This is a genomic window from Pseudoclavibacter sp. AY1F1 (genome assembly GCF_002931075.1).
GTDB lineage: Bacteria > Actinomycetota > Actinomycetes > Actinomycetales > Microbacteriaceae > Pseudoclavibacter.
On sequence record NZ_PSTQ01000005.1, the window covers coordinates 62,980 to 78,122 of the forward strand.

Below are 15,143 nucleotides of genomic sequence, written 5' to 3' on the forward strand. Positions count from 1 at the left end.
AAACCCAGCACGCCCACGAATAGCCCGCACGGGCACGCGCGAGCCGCGCGAGGGTGACCGTCGCCTCGTCAGGCGACCCGCGTGCCCGGCGGGAGACGCTTCGCGGGTGTCCTCGTGCGCGCCCACGCGCCCACAAGCAGACCGCCGGCGAGCACCAGCTGCAGCGCGAGGCCAACAAACCAGCTGGGCGCTGTCGAGGTCATGAGGTCGTCGGGCGTCGGCCCTTCGACATAATTCATGCCGTTCGGGTCGGCGCAGCCGTCGTAGCGCTGCTCGCCCATGTCCGGGGCGAGCTGCGACTGCCGGAGCAGGAGCTTCGCTCCCGCGAAGAAGTCGTCAGGCTGACCGAACTCGCCGAAGGAAACCGGGGTGGCATCCGTGAGCACCGCGAACGGGTTCGCGGCCAGCACTCCCCAGACCAGGTCGTAGCGGGGCACGTCGTACGTGTACGTCTCCCAGGGACCGCACGTGAAGTTGTTCTCGTCGAACTCCTCGTTCGGCGCGAGCTCCTCGTAGACCGGGTAGCGGGACACGTTCGTCACCTCGGCCGTCACCGCCGCACCACCGAGGCCGAACGCGATGCCCGTGCCCACGGTCAGTGCCGCGATCGTGAGGTAGCTCGCCGCAACAGAGAAGAGGGGCCGCGCGAGGATGCCGCTGAAGCCCACCCCGATGGCGGCGACGACGCCGACCTCCACGAGCAGCACCAGCAACGACACGAGCACCTGGATCGGCGCAACCGCACCGACTACCCCGGCGAAGATCAGGAAGGGGGCCGCGACGATGAGAAACGCGAGGCCCGTGATCCAGGCCGCAACGAACTTCGCGGCCACGATCTCGGCCGTCGTCGCGAGGGTCACCTGGATGGGCGCGAGCGTCGCCGCGTCCCGGTCGCCGTTGATCGCGTTGCCGCTGAGCGTCGGCGAAACCAGCAGGGCAAGCAGCAGCACGAAGTACACGATGATCGAGTACATCCACGACCCCGACTGCTGCAGGTCGCCGAAAACCGCCAGAGAGAGCACGGTCATACCGAGGAGCAGCACGGCGAAAATGCCGAGGAGCACGTACCAGGCGACGTTGCGGAGACGCTGGCGCAGTTCCAGATTGACGAGCGTCGTGATGCGGGCGGGGCTCATGACTGGTCTCCGAGGTCGAGGTACGTGTGCTCGATATCGCCGAGGGCCGGCGCGAACTCGGCAACGTCGATGCCGGCCGTGAGAATCGTCCGCAGCCCGGCAGCGGCAGCGGCATCCGAGGGGAACGGCACGAGGAAGCCCGTTCGTTCGACACGGATGCTCGGGGCTGCGCCAAGGACTTCAGCAAGCCGGTCGGACCCGATGCCTTCCGTCAGCACCCGAACCCGCCACTGCCGTTCACGCGCCGACGCCTGCGCCAGCCGGTCGGCGCGCACCGTGACGCCCGCCTCGATGAAGACGGCGTCGTCGACGATCTCGTCGAGCTCCGAGAGCACGTGGCTCGAGATGAGGATCGTGCACCCGGCCGCCGCAAGCTCCCGCAGGTGCTCGCGCAGGCCGACGCGGGCACGAGCATCCAGACCGGATGCCGGCTCGTCGAGGAGCAGCACGCTCGGGTTGTGGACAAGCGCGCGGGCGAGGCCGAGGAGCTGCTTCTGGCCGCGTGACAGCACGCGCGCCGGCGTCTTCGCGAGCTCCATGAGGCCGACTCTTGCGAGCAATTCGGCCGCGCGCGCGTCCGCCGCGGCGCGCGGCAGGTCGTAGAGGCGGGCGGTCGTCACGAGGGTGTCGTGCACCGACAGGGACGGCCACGCACCGAGCGAGTCTGGCATCCACCCCAGCTGCGCCCGGACCTCCGCCGTCGATGTCGACGGGTCGAGTCCGTGGATGCGGATGGTGCCGGCATCCGGTTGAAGCAGCGAGGCGAGCATCAGCAGCAGCGTCGTCTTGCCAGAGCCGTTGGGGCCGACGAGGCCCGTGACCGCGCCGGCGCGAGCGGCGAAACTCACATCTCGGACCGCGTGCGCTGCGCCGAAGGAGCGCCTGACGTTCTCGACGATGATCCCGCGCTCTGAGATTCCGCGTTCTGGCATGCGCCCCAACGTAGCGAGCCGACGCGTCGCGACGCTGGGAGGCGCCGCGTGTGTCCAACTTCAGTGCAATATCCGCCCGTTTCGATGCCTGGAGCCCGATATCGCCCGAAATCGCACTCATGTTGGACAGAGCCCGCAGCGCCAACCGCGCGGAGGCGAGCCCGTAGGTTGAGCCCGAGCGCCGAGCGCCGAGCGCCGAGTACCGGGAGCCGAGCTATCAGCGCCAATCACTGAGCGCCGTAGGCCACCGCAATCGTCCGTCACACAGCGTCGCGAAGGTGGACCCCGTGACGCGACTGTCACAGGATGGTCAGATGCTCGTGAGCCGCTCGGCTCCGAACAACATCCGACAGCAAGCTCGACAACCTGGAAGGAGTTCGCACATGTGCCGTCTGCTCGCTTACGCAGCCCCACGTGACACCACCGTCACGAAGGTGATCGGAGACATGAACAGCGACGCCTTCCAGCGCATGACGAGCGTGCACAACGACGGCTGGGGCACGGCTTGGCTCGCGGCTGGCTTCGGCGAGACCGAGCGCGAGATCGAGTCGCTGCGAGTCTCGACGCCGGGTCAGAACGACCCGCTGCTGTCGACGTTGCTCGCGGACGCGCCCTCCAACGCGCGCATCGTGCACCTGCGCCTCGCGACTGACGATTTCAAGCGCACCAAGGTCAACACGCACCCGTTCGTGGCCGACGGTCTCGCTTTCGCGCACAACGGCTCGATCGTTCCGACGTGGCGCTTCGACGACCTCCTCCGCCCGGAGATCCGCGCGACCGTCGCTGGCGACACCGACAGCGAGCTGTACTTCGGCCTCGTGCGCCAGAACGTGCGCGACGGCCTCTCCCTCGAAGACGCGGCGGCGGCCGCCGTGCGCGTGCTGCGCGCGGAGTTCCCCGAGTCGAGCCTCAACGCGACCATCCTCTCCGCCGACGAGCTTGTTGTTGTGCACGCTTCCAGCACGGCGCACGTCACCGAGGAGACGTTCGCGCGCTACGGCATCGACGCATCCACCCTGCCGAACGGGCACACTGATGAGTACTACCGGCTGAGCATGCTCCGCGCGGCCGATGGCACCACCGTCTTCTCTTCGACCGGCATCGACACCGCTGGCTGGACTTCGGTTCCCGAGGACACCATCTCGCGCGTCGACCTCGACTCGCTCGACTTCACGCAGCGCGCGCTCTTCTCGAGCGCAGCAGAGGCGCGCGCCTCGGGCTCAGGAGCAGCCGCGGCCACCGCATCTGCTCAGCCGCACCTCGTCGCTGTCTGAGTCGCGCGACGAGGATGCGCGGAGCTTCGGCCTAGAGGGCCAGGCCCGTGTGCTTCCACCAGAGCTCGTAGGTGACGACCATGAGGCCGATGTAGGCCGGGAGCAGCACAAGCGAGAGCCGGAGCAGGTCGCGCGGATCGAGTCCCTGGCCGTTACCGTCCGCATCGGTGAACACGAGCAGCGCCTTCGAGCTCACCGGCAGGGTGAGGCAGTAGTCGAGTCCGATGCTCACGATGAACGCCACGGCGACCGGTGAAAGGTCAGCCGTCGCGGCGAGCGCGAGGAACGGCGGAATGAGTGCGATCGCCCGCACTGTGTGCGACGTGACATAGAGGTGCGCGGTGACCGAAAGCGCAGCGATGATGACCACGAGTGCCAGGGCAGAGGTGAGCCCCGCGACGCCGCTCAGGGCGAAGAGGCTCGACACGATCCAGTCGCCTGCCCCCGTCTCGACGAGCGCGCTGCCGAGTGCAAGCGCCCCGGCGACAAACAGCACAAGCGGCCAGGACACCGAGGCAACCCCTTCCTTCCACTTCATCACTCCGATGCCCGGGAGGCAGAGCACCACCGCGGCGATGATCGTGACAGCAGCGATTCCCAACCCGTGCAGTGGCTCCGTCAGCCAGCCCACCAGCGCCAGCGCGACAACGGCAGAGACAGTCCGCTCGGCACGCGTGAGCGGAGAGCGGCCAGTCGTGGCGGGTGCCGTCGGCTGCATGATCGGCCGTCGCCGCTCCTCTCGACGGAGGAACAGGACCTGCACGGCCAGGCACACGACGACGCTCGCGGCGATGCCGAAGGGCGCGCCCCACAGTGCCCACTGCAGGTAGGAGATGGTGTCGCCGCTCGTCTGCTGCAGGAGGTCGACGGCGACGAGGTGGGAGGTGGCGCCGACGAGCGTCGCGGTTGTCGAGACGAGAACAACCGTGGGCATCAGCAGGCCGAGGGCCTTCGCGATCCGAGCGTCGCCCAGCCGGTCCGTCAGCGAGCGATAGACGGGCAGGAGCACGGCCGCGCGACCGGATGTGGACGGCACGAGGAACGAGAGCGGCACGACGGCGGCCGTCACCAGCCACATGAGGCCCCGGACGGACCGCGCCCGCCCGATGATCGCGCCCGTCAGGCGAGCGGCGAGCCCGGAGCCCGCCGTGGCCCCGCCGATGATGAACGCCCCGATGATGAGCCACACGACGTCGTTGCCGAGCGCTGAGAAGAACTCCTCCTGGCGCCCAGTCGGAATGCACACCAGCAGGCCCGCGCCGAGGGCGACGTAGCCGGGTTCGAGATCCGTCAGCGTCCACAGCACCGTGGCTGCGGCGAACGCGAACAGCGCCAGCCGCACCTCCGCCGGCAGATCTCCGGGCAGGCAGACCACGGTGCCGATGACCGAGATCAGGGCAATGGCCATGCGCGCTCGGACGGACAGACGAGTCAAGGCTCCAAGCAGTGCGCAGGAGGAGAACGGCGAGCGTATGGGCTTGGGTCTGGGCTTGGGCTTGGGCTGCTCGGTGCCGCACGGGGCCTCGAGCTCCTGCAGTGCCTGGATCTTCTGCAGGGCCTCAAGCTGTTGCTTCTGATCGGCTGCGCCCCGCGTGCTCACGACACGCTCCTCAGCAGCGGCGCTGGCTCGGGATGCTCGACTTGCCCGAGGTGGCAGCCGATCATCATGAGCCGCATCGACCGCTCGGCGGCGTCGGCGAGCAGCTGCGGCGAACGAGCGATGGACTCCTCGAGGGTCAAGGGCAGCGGCACGATCGAGACGATCGCGTCGATGCCGATGTCGTGCACGTCCCGCGCATGACGGCCGATGGTTCCGGCGAGCGCGAACACCGGCTTCCCCTGCTCCTTTGCGCGGCGCGCGACCTCGGCGGGCACCTTGCCGTGCGGCGTCTGCTCGTCGATGGACCCCTCGGCCGTGATGACGAGGTCGGCGAGCCTGACAAGCGCGTCGAGGTCGACGTGGTCGAGCATGACTTCGAAGCGGGGCATGAGGCGGGCGCCGAGGCCACCCGCCAGCCCTGCGCCGAGGCCACCGGAGGCACCGGTGCAGCTGCCGGTGGCGAGGTCGTAAGACTTTGGCTGCACCCCGTCCCGGCTCAGCACGCCGGCCCAGCGCTCGAGCGCTGCGTTGAGCACATCGACTTGCTCGGGCGTCGCGCCCTTCTGCGGGCCGAATACGCGGGCTACACCGCGAGGGCCCGTGAGGACGTTGTGCGGGTTGCACGCGACGAAGATGTCAACGCCGGAGAGCCGCCCGTCGAGCCCCGAGAGGTCCAGCGCCGCGACATCGGCGAGGGCGTTGCCACCATCCCCGATCTCTTTGCCAGAAGAGTCTGTGATGCGCGCGCCCAACGCCTGCAGGGCACCTGCTCCGCCGTCGCAGGTGCCTGAGTCGCCGCAGCCCACGAGGATGCGCTTCGCGCCCTCGTCAAGGGCGGCTCGGATGAGCTCTCCGACGCCGTAGGTCGTCGTGGCGCCCGGGTCGCGGAGCTCGGCGGGGACGAGGCGCAGGCCTGCCGCCTCGGCCATCTCGACGACGGCCGTGCCCTTCGCGTCACCGCCGAGGAGCGCGAGGACGGCCGTCACCGGGAGCCCGACGGGCCCCGTGACCGTGCGCTCGACGAGACGCCCACCCGTGGCGGCCGCGAGCGTCCGCGCTGACCCCTCGCCGCCGTCGACGACCGGCACGCGGTCGATCACCGCACCCGGCAGCACGCGGCGCACGCCGGACGCGATGGCGTCGGCGACCTGCTCTGCTGAAAGGCTCTCCTTGAAACCGCTTGGAGCCACCAGAATGCGCCCTGGAACCTGTGTCATGTTCGCCGACCTCCTCGAGGCCGCAGCGCCAATCGCCGCGGCATGAGTTCGACTGTGATCGGCGTTCATGACCCGTTCATGGCTTGTTCATGAGGAGAGTCTCACGGCACGAGCCCGTTTCGCGCGGCGTGGGCGGTCGCGTTTCGGGATGGCTTCCTCACCTCAATGGCTTGCAAGCCATCCCGAGGTGAGGAACCCATCCTGAGACTTCGATCTGCCGCCACGTAGACTGGCGGCCGTGTCTGTGAACCCTGAACTTGCCGGCCGCCGGTACGAGCTCCCCGAGCCGTACCTCGTGGGCCGAGAGCACATCCGCTCGTTCGCGAAGGCCGTGCTGGCCTCGCACCCGACGCACTTCGACGTGGCCGCGGCGAAGGCAGCAGGCTACGCCGACCTCGTCGCGCCCGCCACGTTCCCTGCCGTGCTGCAGGATGCGGGGCTGCAGCTGTTGCTCTCCGATCCTGAGGCGCAGATCGAGCTCTCGCACATCGTGCACGGCGACGAGCGGTTCACGTACGTGCGCCCCATCGTCGCTGGTGACGAGCTGCGCGCCTCCCTCGAGGTGAAGAGCGTCAAGTCACTCGGCGGCAACTCGATGATCAGCGCCGAGACGGTGCTGACGGATGCGGCGGGCGAGCAGGTCGTCACCGCGTCGGCCACCCTCGTTGTCCGTGCAACGCCAAGTGAGAGCGAGTAATCGCATGACTGACACGATCGCCGCTGCCGTGCTGCCGCGCCCCGACTTCACCGGCCTTGAGGCCGGCACCGTCATCGCCGAGCGCACGGTCACGCTCACGCGTGACAACCTCGTTCGCTACGCCGGTGCGTCCGGAGACTTCAACCCCATCCACTACCGCGACGACGTCGCTGAGTCCGTCGGGCTTCCCGGGGTTCTCGCGCACGGGATGCTCACGATGGGTGTCGCCCTGCAGCCGGTTGTCGACGCCCTCGGCGACCCCGGCCGGGTTGTCGACTATCAGGTGCGGTTCACTCGCCCCGTTGTCGTCGACCCGCAGGACGGTGCCGAGGTATTGATCGTCGCGAAGATCGGTCAGCTCGCAGGGGAGGACGGCGTCGGACGCATCGACCTTGTCGTCTCTTACGGCGGCCAGACCGTGCTCGCGAAGTCCCAGGTGCGCGCCGACTTTCGCGGCGAGGTCCCCGCCGCTCTGCCCGCAGAGGCCACCGCGTGACGAGGCTCTCCGAGTTGACGACCACGCAGGTTGGTGGCGAGGCGGCGAACCTCGTCGCGCCAGCCACCCGCGATGAGCTCGTGGCGGCCGCCGAGGAACTGTTCGCGAACCACGAGCAGCCCCTGGTGCTGGGAGGCGGGTCGAACACGATCGCCACCGACGACCGCATCGACGAGCCGGTCCTGCACGTCGTGACCAAGGGCATCCACCAGCTCGACGGGCCCGTCGACAAGGTCGGCCAGGCTCGTGTCCGCATCGACGCGGGCGAATCGTGGAGCGCGTTGGTCGACTACGCGGTCGCCCGCAATTGGAGCGGCATCGAGGCCCTCGCGGGCATTCCAGGCTCGGTTGGCGCGACGCCCGTGCAGAACATCGGCGCGTACGGGCAAGAGCTGGCCGACGTGCTTGCCCGCATCGAGTTCTACGACGCCGACCTCGACGACGTGCGCTGGATCAGCGCCGCCGACCTCGGTCTCGGCTACCGCACGTCCACCATCAAGCGCGGCGAGCTGCGCGGCATAGTCACACGCGTGGAACTCGACCTCGTCGAGATGCCGGAAGGCCAGAGCGAACCTGTGAAGTACGACCAGCTTGCGCGCGCCCTTGGCGTGCCCCTCGGCGAGCGGATGCCCGTGCACGTCGTGCGCGACGCCGTCATCCGCCTCCGTGCCTCGAAGGGCATGGTGCTGGATGCGCACGACCAAGATTCCGTGTCGTCCGGCTCGTTCTTCATGAACCCCGTCGTGCGTTCGTCGTTCGCGAGCGAGCTGCCGGAGATGCCGAAATTCGAGGCGGGCAAGGACGAAGACGGTTCGCCGCTCGTCAAGCTGAGCGCCGCCTGGCTCATCGACCACGCCGGCGTGAAGAAGGGCTACTCGTTGCCCGGCTCGAACGCCGCCATCTCGTCGAAACACACGCTCGCCATCACGAACCGCGGGGGAGCTGCGGCCGAGGAGATCGTCGAGCTCGCCCGCTTCGCGCGCGCCCGCGTCGAAGCCGAATACGGCGTTCGACTCGTCAACGAGCCCGTGCTCGTCGGGCTGACGCTCTGAGGACGCAAGACACCAGGTGAGGCGGAAGCCCCGAAGCGCTGCACGCGCTTCGGGGCTTCCGTGTTGGTGTGCCGGTGTCCTGGCAGGGCCCGCCGTCCTAGTAATGCATGGACTGTGTGCACCAGGCGCGGAGCGCCTCATGCTCGCGGCGGGCTCGCGCCGCGCTGTTCGCGCGGCGGCGACCCCGCTCAGCGTGGTCGAGAGCGATTTCTTGACGCCGAGCGTTGCGCAAGAGCAGCCACAGCGCGACGCGCAGCTCGACACGGTGCAGCATCGACGGCTTCCCCGCTTCGGGTGCCGCGGAAGTGGGCGTGATGGTGACGAGCACGCTGCTCGGGTTCGAGGTGGTGACGGTGGTCAGGACGTGATTCATGAGAGGTGTTTCTCCTGCAGAAGGCATGCAAAAAGGAGGCGCTCGGTGGAGCGGGGCCGCGGAAACGCAGCGCGAGAAACGTGACTGCCGTGCAGTCGACGGAAGCGACGGCTACTGTGCCGACGAGCATCCGTCACGGGCGGAGACAGACTCCACCCAGGACACGGAGCTTAGGAGATGTGGGCGCCCAGGGGACGAGTCACCAACGGCTGGTTGCAGATTGTGAACGTACGCATCATCGGGACTCCTCTCTAGATAGGCGTGTGCTGCGATCCTACCGATTTCGCGGTTGAGGGTCAATAGCGTTCGGGCGAGGCGCCTTTCCCGGATCGGGGGGGGGCTCATGGAGAGGTGCCGCCCCCGCTTGCGGTTCGGAGCATCCCGATCTCACGGACGCCGTCTTCGACCTTAACCGTGCCGTCCGGGATGAAGCCATGCTTCCGATAGGACGACTGCGCTCGAGGGTTTGGGTCGCCGACCCAGAGCGTCGTGTTTTCGTCGTGACGCGTCACCGCGTGGAGCAGGGCGGTCCCGCTTCCGTCGCCGTGGTGTCTGGCCAGTGCGTAGAGCACGAAGAGGTGCTGGCATGCGGCATCCGGCTCGGACGGTCCGGACATGGCTATTCCGGTGATCTCGCCATCGTGCTCGCTGACCGCAACTCGCATGTGCGCCCAACGCTCCTCGGTGAGCGCGCGCGTCCAGAAGCGTTCCCGATCGGGAAGGAACGTCGGGGCATCGAGGACTGAATCGGGGACGAGCGTCCCGCGATAGGTCTCGCGCCACGAGGTTGCATGCACAAGGGCGATCGCCGTGGCGTCTTCCGAACGGGCAGGGCGCACCGTGAAGGCTGACGTCATCTGGGCACTTCAGGAGAACACTGTCGCGTCACAGCGGTCAACTCGAGCGAGCGCGTGGCTCAGTCGAGGACGACGGATGCTCGTGGCGATTCGCCGTCGAAGCTGACCGTGACCGTCAGTGGAGTAGCAGTGACATCGGAGGGTAGCTCGATCTCGCTCGTGTGCGGTGCGTAGTCCGCCGTGCATGCCTGGTCGGGGTACGCCGTCGCCTCGAGGTACTGCAGGTCGAGTGTCTGCGCGTCGACGGCGTTGATCTCGGTGAGGATCGCAGGGCAACCGGAGCTCCCCCAGGTCGTGACCGCGATCGAAGAGCCCTCGTCGAGCCACTGCACGAGTGGACCTTCCATGTCGACGACGTCGACTTCCGTCGACTGGCCCGCTGGCAGACCCCCGTAGTTGTTCGTCGCGACGCTCGTTGGCGGGGTGGCGGATGCGCATCCGCTCAGCCCGAGGGCGGCGACGGCGATCAGGGGGAGCGCGAACAGGGCGCTGCGTTCGAGCTTCATGTTCCTCAGCCTACGACTCGGAGCATCGCCTGGCCCGTTTGCATCGCGTCCTAGCCTCGCCGAAGCAGGCCGAGGTCGAGGCCGCGAGTCACGGCACGCACCCGCGAGTTGACTTCGAGCTTCGCGAAGACGTTGCCGAGGTGCGTCTTCACCGTCGCCTCGCCGATGTGGAGGCGCAGTGCGACCTCGGGGTTGGAGAGGCCGTCGGCGACGAGCTGCAGCACCTGCAGCTCGCGCTCGCTGAGCGCGGGCACCGAGCCGACCGACCTGGCGGGCGGACGTCCCGCACCAGAACCGGCGGCCGCAGCGGCTCGGGTCTGCGCGACGAGCTTCGCGGTCACTGAGGGAGCGAGTGCCAGCTCGCCGGCGGCTACACGTCGCACCGCTTCGATGAGCTCCCCGCCGCTCGCGGTTTTCAGCAGGTAACCGCTCGCGCCCGCTTCGATGGCGCCGATGATCGCGTCGTCGCTGTCGTAGGTGGTCACGACGAGTACTCGGGTCTCGGGCAGGGCTGCCAGGATCTGTCGCGTGGCCGCGACGCCATCCGTGCCAGGCATGCGGAGGTCCATGACAACAACCGCCGGCGTTGTCGCGAGGGCGCGCGTGACCGCTTCGGCGCCGTCTGCCGCTTCCGCGACGACTTCGATGTCCTGCTCGTCTTCGAAGATGCCGACCAGTCCGGCTCGCACGATGGGGTGGTCGTCGGCGACCAGGATGCGGATCACGCGTCAGCACCCGCCTTGGCTGGGATCGTCACAGTCACGATGGTGCCACTGCCGGGGCTGCTGGAGATGTCGACGCTGCCACTGATCGCGTTTGCTCGATCGTGGAGGCTCGCCAGACCGTAGCCGGCTGGCTCGGCGGTGAGCTCGAACCCCCGTCCATCGTCGGCGACCTGCAGCACGACGTCGCCGTCCTTGGTCTCGACGGAGAGGCGCACGTTCGAGGCTCCCGAGTGGCGGCGGGCGTTCGAGAGTGACTCCTGTGCGCACCTGAGCAGCACCACTTCGCTCTCCCGGTCGAGCGCGGCCGGCGCCACGTCGATGCGCGCCTCAGCGAGCACGCCGGTCTCGCGGCGGAACCTCTCGACGAGGCGTCGGAGCGCGTCCGAGAACGTCGCCTCCGCAGAGTCGCCAGCATCGGCGGAGTCTGTAGACCGCACGGGAGCGTTTTCGGCGATGAGCACCCGTGCCTCGGCAAGCGCGTCGCGCGCAAGCGACGCGATGAGGTCGGCTCGCTCCTCCTGGGCCCGGAGCGCCGCCTGCGCCTCCTCGCCCGCGGCGGCCTCGTCGCTGCGAAGACGCGAGATGTCGTTGGCGCTGCGGTCGGCCAGCATCGCGAGCCCCGCGAGGGTCTGCGCGAGTGTGTCGTGCAGGTCTCGCGAGATGCGCTCCCGCTCGACGGAGGCGCCGCTCAGCCGCGACAGCTCCTGGACCTGCTCCTGCGACGCAGTGAGCTGCTCAAGCACCGCACGCCGTTCATCCGCGACCCGCCAGGCATAGCTGATCGAGAGCCCGATGCCGCACGTCGCCGCAACGCTGAAGAGCTGGCCCGGAAGGATGTCGGGGATCTCGTCGACGCCGTTGTAGAGGGCGGACACGACGCCGATGCCGACGGCGATGGCGATCGACACGAGGATGCTGCGTCGCGCGCTCACGCAGACCAGCCAGACCAGCGGGTACACGAGGGTCTGCACGAAGCCGGTCCATGGCACGAGCACCATGGACACGGCAACGAGCAGCGTGACGAGTGCGATGAGCACCGTGCCCCTGCGCGGTTCTCCGATGGACTTCACACCGAACGCGAGCCACACCACTGGGATGAGGAGCAGCGCTCCCGTGGCGACAAGACCCTCGGTGCGCTCGGCTCGGGTTGCGGCGCTGACCGCGACGAACCCCGCGACAAGCGCGTTCGCGAGCGCCGTGCCCACGATGAGCACGTGCCACCAGCGCCCGTTCCGAATCAGGAAGTCCATCATGTGCTCATCCTCTCGCGACCCACCGACATCGACACCGAGTTGGGGCAGGTCCCTAGCTGCGGCCGCGACTCCACCGGAATGTGAGCAGGCTCGCGACGAGCCCGATGACCGTCCATACGCCGAGCGTGAGTGCCGCGGCGCCAAGGCCCCACGTGCCGCCGACCTCCGCCGCCGCGAACGCGTCCGGCAGGAAGACGCTGCGCATGCCTCGGACGAGGCCGGCGAGCGGGAAGAGGTTCGAGACCTGCTGCATCCACTCGGGGAGCATCGAGAACTGCACGTAGATGCCGGACAGGAACTGTGGCACGAGCACAAGCGGCAGCACGATGGCGGATGCGGACCTCGCCGACCGGGGGATCGCGGAGATCGCGATGCCAAGCGAGGAGAAGCAGAAGATGCCGAGCAGTGAAAGCCAGGCGAATCGCATCCAGAGCTCGCTGGAATCCGGCAGCGTGATGTCGAACGCGACAACCGCGAGTGCCATGACGAGCGCGAGCTGGAGCGTGCAGGTGATGAGGACAAGGCCGATCTTCCCGATGAAGAACGAGACGGGGCTGAGCGGCGTCGCGCCGAGGCGGGCGAGGCCACCCTCGTGCTTCTCCGTGGCGATGTCGATGCCGAGGAACTGCATGCCGGAGAGCAGGATCGCCATGGCGAGCATGCCCGTCAGGTAGTACTGCGACATCGTCACGTCGGCGAACCGCGGGTCGTCGACCACCGTTTCGCCACTGAAGATCGACGCGAAGAGCGCGAACATGACAAGAGGGAACAGGAAGACGAAGAAGACCTGGTCGGTCTGTCGGAAGTAGCCGAGCAACTCGAAGGAGATGCGGCGAAGTCCGTTGCCGATCGTCGACTTGGGCTTGGAAGCGCGGCCGGCGTCTGGGCGCCGCGCTGACGCTGGGGTGTCCTGCGAGTTATTGCCCGCATGGCTGGGGGCTGAGATCTGCGTCATTTTGTGCCTCCGACGAGTTCGGCAGCGGATGGGGTGCCGGTGGCGTCCGCCGGGTATGCGCCGTCCGCAGGGTGTGCTGGGGCGGTGCTCGCATGCTCGCCGATGATCTCGAGGTACACGTCTTCGAGCGAGGGGCGGGTCACCGTGAGACCCGCGGGCTCCGGGCCGAGTCTCCCGGCGAGCGCGGCTACGAGCTGGGCGGGCGCATCCGTCTTCTGCTCGTGCCACTGCCCGTCGGCCTCCTGCCACCGAACCCGAGGGGTGCGAGCAGCGGGACCGCCGATCGTGGTGATGTCGCCGATCTCGACGAGCCGCCCAGCCGAGATGATCCCCGCCCTGTCGCTGAGCTGTTCGGCCTCGTCGAGGTAGTGGGTCGTGAGCACCATCGTCATGCCCTCACCCTTCAGCTGCTGGATGAGGCCCCAGAACTCGCGGCGCGCGTTGGGGTCGAAGCCCGTGGTCGGCTCGTCGAGGAAGAGGACCTCCGGGTTGCCGATGATGCCGAGCGCGACATCGACTCTGCGCTTCTGGCCGCCCGAAAGCCGACCGACGCGCTTCGTCGCGAACGTTGCGATTCCGCAGCGCTCGATCGTCTCGTCGACATCCCGAGGATGCCGGTAGAGGCTCGCGAAGTGACGCAGCACCTCCCTCGCCGAATAGCGTTCGATATCGGCGCTCGACTGGCTGACGACCCCGATCCGGCCGCGCCACTCGGCGTCGCCGTGCGCCGGGTCGTGCCCGAGCACGCGTGCGCTGCCGGAAGAAGCCGTGCGGAAGCCCTCAAGGATCTCGATGGTGGTGCTCTTGCCCGCACCGTTCGGGCCGAGCAGGGCGAAGGTCTCGCCGCGGCGAACTTCGAACGAGAGTCCGTCGACGACGTCGCGGTCCCCGTAGCGCTTGCGGAGGTCGGTGACCTCGATGGCTGCCTGTGTACTCATGCCTCGATTCAACGCCGGGCGCGGCCACCACGGCAGGGTCCGACCGGCTGATTCGCCTCCACCGATCGGGGGACCCGCTCTGCCCGCAAACTTCGGTGACAACTCAGCGATTTCGTCGCGCAACTTCGCGCTGTGCCTCGTCTTGTCACCGAAGTTGGCTCATCTCGTGGCTACCGAGGTCGCGACGGTGCGCGCGCATACTGGAGGCATGGCCTCGACCGACCTCGACGAGCTGCGTTGCCTCCGTCGCGCACGCGACTTCATCGACCGCGAGTACGCGCGGCCGCTTGACGTCCCGGCCATGGCCAAGGCGGCCCACATGTCGACCGCACACTTCAGTCGCCGCTTCCGCGAGGCGTACGGCGAGACCCCGTACGCGCACCTCATGACGAGGCGCATCGAGCGGGCGAAGGCGCTGCTGCGCCGAGGCGACGTGAGCGTGACGGATGCCTGCACTGCGGTCGGTGCGACGAGCCTTGGGTCGTTCAGCAGTCGCTTCACGGAGATCGTCGGCGAATCGCCGAGTGCCTACAGAGCGAGGGATCACAGCCGGAGCATCGTCATCCCGAGCTGCACCTCGCAGATCTGGGGTCGGCCGCGGCGCGTGCACGAACGGGCCAACAAGGTGAGCTGAGCGCCGAACCACGCAACGCCGCAGCTTCGAGCAGTTTCCGAGAAGTGAATGTCGGTGGCCAGTCCTAGCATCGGAACCATGACACTCTCACTCAGCCACGTGCACGTGTTCACCGACGACCCGGACGCAGCTCTCGTGTTCTATCGAGATGCCCTCGGCCTCGAGGTGCGCAGCGAGGTTCCCAACGAGGGCTTCCGCTGGATCACCCTGTCCACGGAAGAACAACCGGAGCTCGAGATCGTGCTCTCGCATCCCAAGGCCGGGCGATCCGAGGAAGACGGTGAAACGCTCTCGGCGATGCTCGCCAAGGGCGAGCTGCCTGGTCTCCTCTTCCGCACGAGCGACCTAGACGCGCTTTTCGAGAAGGTGCAGGCGACGGGTGGGGTCGAGGTGCTGCAGGAACCGACGGATCAGTTCTGGGGTGTCCGAGATGCCGCCTTCCGAGACCCCTCCGGCAACATGGTGCGGGTGAGCCAGGCGTAGACCGGCTGTAGTCCG

17 protein-coding genes are annotated in these 15,143 nt (G+C 68.2%); 6 read left to right on the plus strand and 11 right to left on the minus strand.

What is annotated here, in order from left to right:
* Window positions 1-68: 68 nt before the first annotated feature.
* Complete coding sequence (locus tag C5B85_RS09815) at window positions 69-1,136, minus strand: ABC transporter permease (RefSeq protein ID WP_104285856.1); 1,068 nt, start codon at window positions 1,134-1,136, stop codon at window positions 69-71.
* The gene (locus tag C5B85_RS09820; RefSeq protein WP_181064376.1) at window positions 1,133-2,068 is read right to left on the minus strand and encodes an ABC transporter ATP-binding protein; all 936 of its coding nucleotides are present in this window, start codon (window positions 2,066-2,068) and stop codon (window positions 1,133-1,135) included. Before C5B85_RS09820 ends, C5B85_RS09815 begins: the two co-directional genes overlap by 4 nt.
* 383 nt (window positions 2,069-2,451) lie before the next feature.
* Between C5B85_RS09820 and C5B85_RS09825 the strand changes: the two genes are divergently transcribed.
* Window positions 2,452-3,342 carry a class II glutamine amidotransferase gene (locus tag C5B85_RS09825; protein ID WP_181064377.1) on the plus strand — a complete coding sequence of 297 codons (891 nt, stop codon included), beginning with the start codon at window positions 2,452-2,454 and terminating at the stop codon, window positions 3,340-3,342.
* 31 nt (window positions 3,343-3,373) lie between these two features.
* Here the strand turns inward: C5B85_RS09825 and C5B85_RS09830 are convergent, their stop codons facing one another.
* Both C5B85_RS09830 and C5B85_RS09835 read right to left on the minus strand, forming a co-directional pair.
* The gene (locus C5B85_RS09830; protein ID WP_104285858.1) at window positions 3,374-4,942 is read right to left on the minus strand and encodes an SLC13 family permease; all 1,569 of its coding nucleotides are present in this window, start codon (window positions 4,940-4,942) and stop codon (window positions 3,374-3,376) included.
* On the minus strand, window positions 4,939-6,159 hold the full coding sequence (locus C5B85_RS09835) for a glycerate kinase (protein ID WP_104285859.1): 1,221 nt from the start codon (window positions 6,157-6,159) through the stop codon (window positions 4,939-4,941). The genes C5B85_RS09830 and C5B85_RS09835 overlap by 4 nt, the downstream gene beginning before the upstream one ends.
* Window positions 6,160-6,397: 238 nt before the next feature.
* On the opposite strand from C5B85_RS09835, the gene C5B85_RS09840 reads away from it, so the two are divergent.
* Genes C5B85_RS09840 through C5B85_RS09850 form a run of 3 tightly spaced genes read left to right on the plus strand, consistent with a single transcriptional unit; the run spans window position 6,398 to window position 8,404 of the window.
* Window positions 6,398-6,856 (plus strand): MaoC family dehydratase N-terminal domain-containing protein, encoded by a 459-nt coding sequence (locus C5B85_RS09840; RefSeq protein ID WP_104285860.1) that lies wholly within the window; start codon window positions 6,398-6,400, stop codon window positions 6,854-6,856.
* Between the two features lie 4 nt (window positions 6,857-6,860).
* Window positions 6,861-7,352: a MaoC/PaaZ C-terminal domain-containing protein gene (locus C5B85_RS09845; RefSeq protein WP_104285861.1), complete on the plus strand. Its 492-nt coding sequence runs from the start codon at window positions 6,861-6,863 to the stop codon at window positions 7,350-7,352.
* Window positions 7,349-8,404 carry a UDP-N-acetylmuramate dehydrogenase gene (locus tag C5B85_RS09850; RefSeq protein WP_104285862.1) on the plus strand — a complete coding sequence of 352 codons (1,056 nt, stop codon included), beginning with the start codon at window positions 7,349-7,351 and terminating at the stop codon, window positions 8,402-8,404. Before C5B85_RS09845 ends, C5B85_RS09850 begins: the two co-directional genes overlap by 4 nt.
* Before the next feature lie 97 nt (window positions 8,405-8,501).
* On the opposite strand, the gene C5B85_RS09855 is transcribed toward C5B85_RS09850, so the two are convergent.
* The 7 genes from C5B85_RS09855 to C5B85_RS09885 all read right to left on the minus strand — a co-directional run bounded on the left by C5B85_RS09855 (window position 8,502) and on the right by C5B85_RS09885 (window position 14,011).
* Window positions 8,502-8,777 (minus strand): hypothetical protein, encoded by a 276-nt coding sequence (locus tag C5B85_RS09855; RefSeq protein ID WP_104285863.1) that lies wholly within the window; start codon window positions 8,775-8,777, stop codon window positions 8,502-8,504.
* 341 nt (window positions 8,778-9,118) lie between these two features.
* A complete protein-coding gene (locus tag C5B85_RS09860) occupies window positions 9,119-9,634 on the minus strand; it encodes a GNAT family N-acetyltransferase (protein WP_104285864.1) in 516 nt (171 codons plus the stop codon).
* A gap of 59 nt (window positions 9,635-9,693) precedes the next feature.
* Window positions 9,694-10,140 (minus strand): hypothetical protein, encoded by a 447-nt coding sequence (locus C5B85_RS09865; protein ID WP_104285865.1) that lies wholly within the window; start codon window positions 10,138-10,140, stop codon window positions 9,694-9,696.
* A gap of 50 nt (window positions 10,141-10,190) precedes the next feature.
* Window positions 10,191-10,865, minus strand: coding sequence for a response regulator transcription factor (locus C5B85_RS09870; protein ID WP_104285866.1), 675 nt, complete (start codon window positions 10,863-10,865; stop codon window positions 10,191-10,193).
* Complete coding sequence (locus C5B85_RS09875) at window positions 10,862-12,118, minus strand: sensor histidine kinase (protein WP_104285867.1); 1,257 nt, start codon at window positions 12,116-12,118, stop codon at window positions 10,862-10,864. The genes C5B85_RS09870 and C5B85_RS09875 overlap by 4 nt, the downstream gene beginning before the upstream one ends.
* Before the next feature lie 52 nt (window positions 12,119-12,170).
* Complete coding sequence (locus tag C5B85_RS09880; protein ID WP_104285868.1) at window positions 12,171-13,073, minus strand: ABC transporter permease; 903 nt, start codon at window positions 13,071-13,073, stop codon at window positions 12,171-12,173.
* Complete coding sequence (locus tag C5B85_RS09885) at window positions 13,070-14,011, minus strand: ABC transporter ATP-binding protein (RefSeq protein ID WP_104285869.1); 942 nt, start codon at window positions 14,009-14,011, stop codon at window positions 13,070-13,072. The genes C5B85_RS09880 and C5B85_RS09885 overlap by 4 nt, the downstream gene beginning before the upstream one ends.
* 208 nt (window positions 14,012-14,219) lie before the next feature.
* On the opposite strand from C5B85_RS09885, the gene C5B85_RS09890 reads away from it, so the two are divergent.
* Both C5B85_RS09890 and C5B85_RS09895 read left to right on the plus strand, forming a co-directional pair.
* Complete coding sequence (locus C5B85_RS09890; RefSeq protein ID WP_104285870.1) at window positions 14,220-14,645, plus strand: helix-turn-helix domain-containing protein; 426 nt, start codon at window positions 14,220-14,222, stop codon at window positions 14,643-14,645.
* Window positions 14,646-14,723: 78 nt separating this feature from the next.
* Window positions 14,724-15,128 carry a VOC family protein gene (locus C5B85_RS09895; RefSeq protein WP_068492670.1) on the plus strand — a complete coding sequence of 135 codons (405 nt, stop codon included), beginning with the start codon at window positions 14,724-14,726 and terminating at the stop codon, window positions 15,126-15,128.
* The last annotated feature ends 15 nt before the right edge of the window (window positions 15,129-15,143 follow it).

Bases quoted from the DNA above. Each gene is read 5' to 3' on its own strand.
- C5B85_RS09815 (WP_104285856.1), bottom strand. From the start codon at position 1,136: ATGAGCCCCGCCCGCATCACGACGCTCGTCAATCTGGAACTGCGCCAG.
- C5B85_RS09820 (WP_181064376.1), bottom strand. From the start codon at position 2,068: ATGCCAGAACGCGGAATCTCAGAGCGCGGGATCATCGTCGAGAACGTC.
- C5B85_RS09825 (WP_181064377.1), top strand. From the start codon at position 2,452: ATGTGCCGTCTGCTCGCTTACGCAGCCCCACGTGACACCACCGTCACG.
- C5B85_RS09835 (WP_104285859.1), bottom strand. From the start codon at position 6,159: ATGACACAGGTTCCAGGGCGCATTCTGGTGGCTCCAAGCGGTTTCAAG.
- C5B85_RS09845 (WP_104285861.1), top strand. From the start codon at position 6,861: ATGACTGACACGATCGCCGCTGCCGTGCTGCCGCGCCCCGACTTCACC.
- C5B85_RS09855 (WP_104285863.1), bottom strand. From the start codon at position 8,777: ATGAATCACGTCCTGACCACCGTCACCACCTCGAACCCGAGCAGCGTG.
- C5B85_RS09860 (WP_104285864.1), bottom strand. From the start codon at position 9,634: ATGACGTCAGCCTTCACGGTGCGCCCTGCCCGTTCGGAAGACGCCACG.
- C5B85_RS09865 (WP_104285865.1), bottom strand. From the start codon at position 10,140: ATGAAGCTCGAACGCAGCGCCCTGTTCGCGCTCCCCCTGATCGCCGTC.
- C5B85_RS09875 (WP_104285867.1), bottom strand. From the start codon at position 12,118: ATGATGGACTTCCTGATTCGGAACGGGCGCTGGTGGCACGTGCTCATC.
- C5B85_RS09880 (WP_104285868.1), bottom strand. From the start codon at position 13,073: ATGACGCAGATCTCAGCCCCCAGCCATGCGGGCAATAACTCGCAGGAC.
- C5B85_RS09885 (WP_104285869.1), bottom strand. From the start codon at position 14,011: ATGAGTACACAGGCAGCCATCGAGGTCACCGACCTCCGCAAGCGCTAC.
- C5B85_RS09890 (WP_104285870.1), top strand. From the start codon at position 14,220: ATGGCCTCGACCGACCTCGACGAGCTGCGTTGCCTCCGTCGCGCACGC.
- C5B85_RS09895 (WP_068492670.1), top strand. From the start codon at position 14,724: ATGACACTCTCACTCAGCCACGTGCACGTGTTCACCGACGACCCGGAC.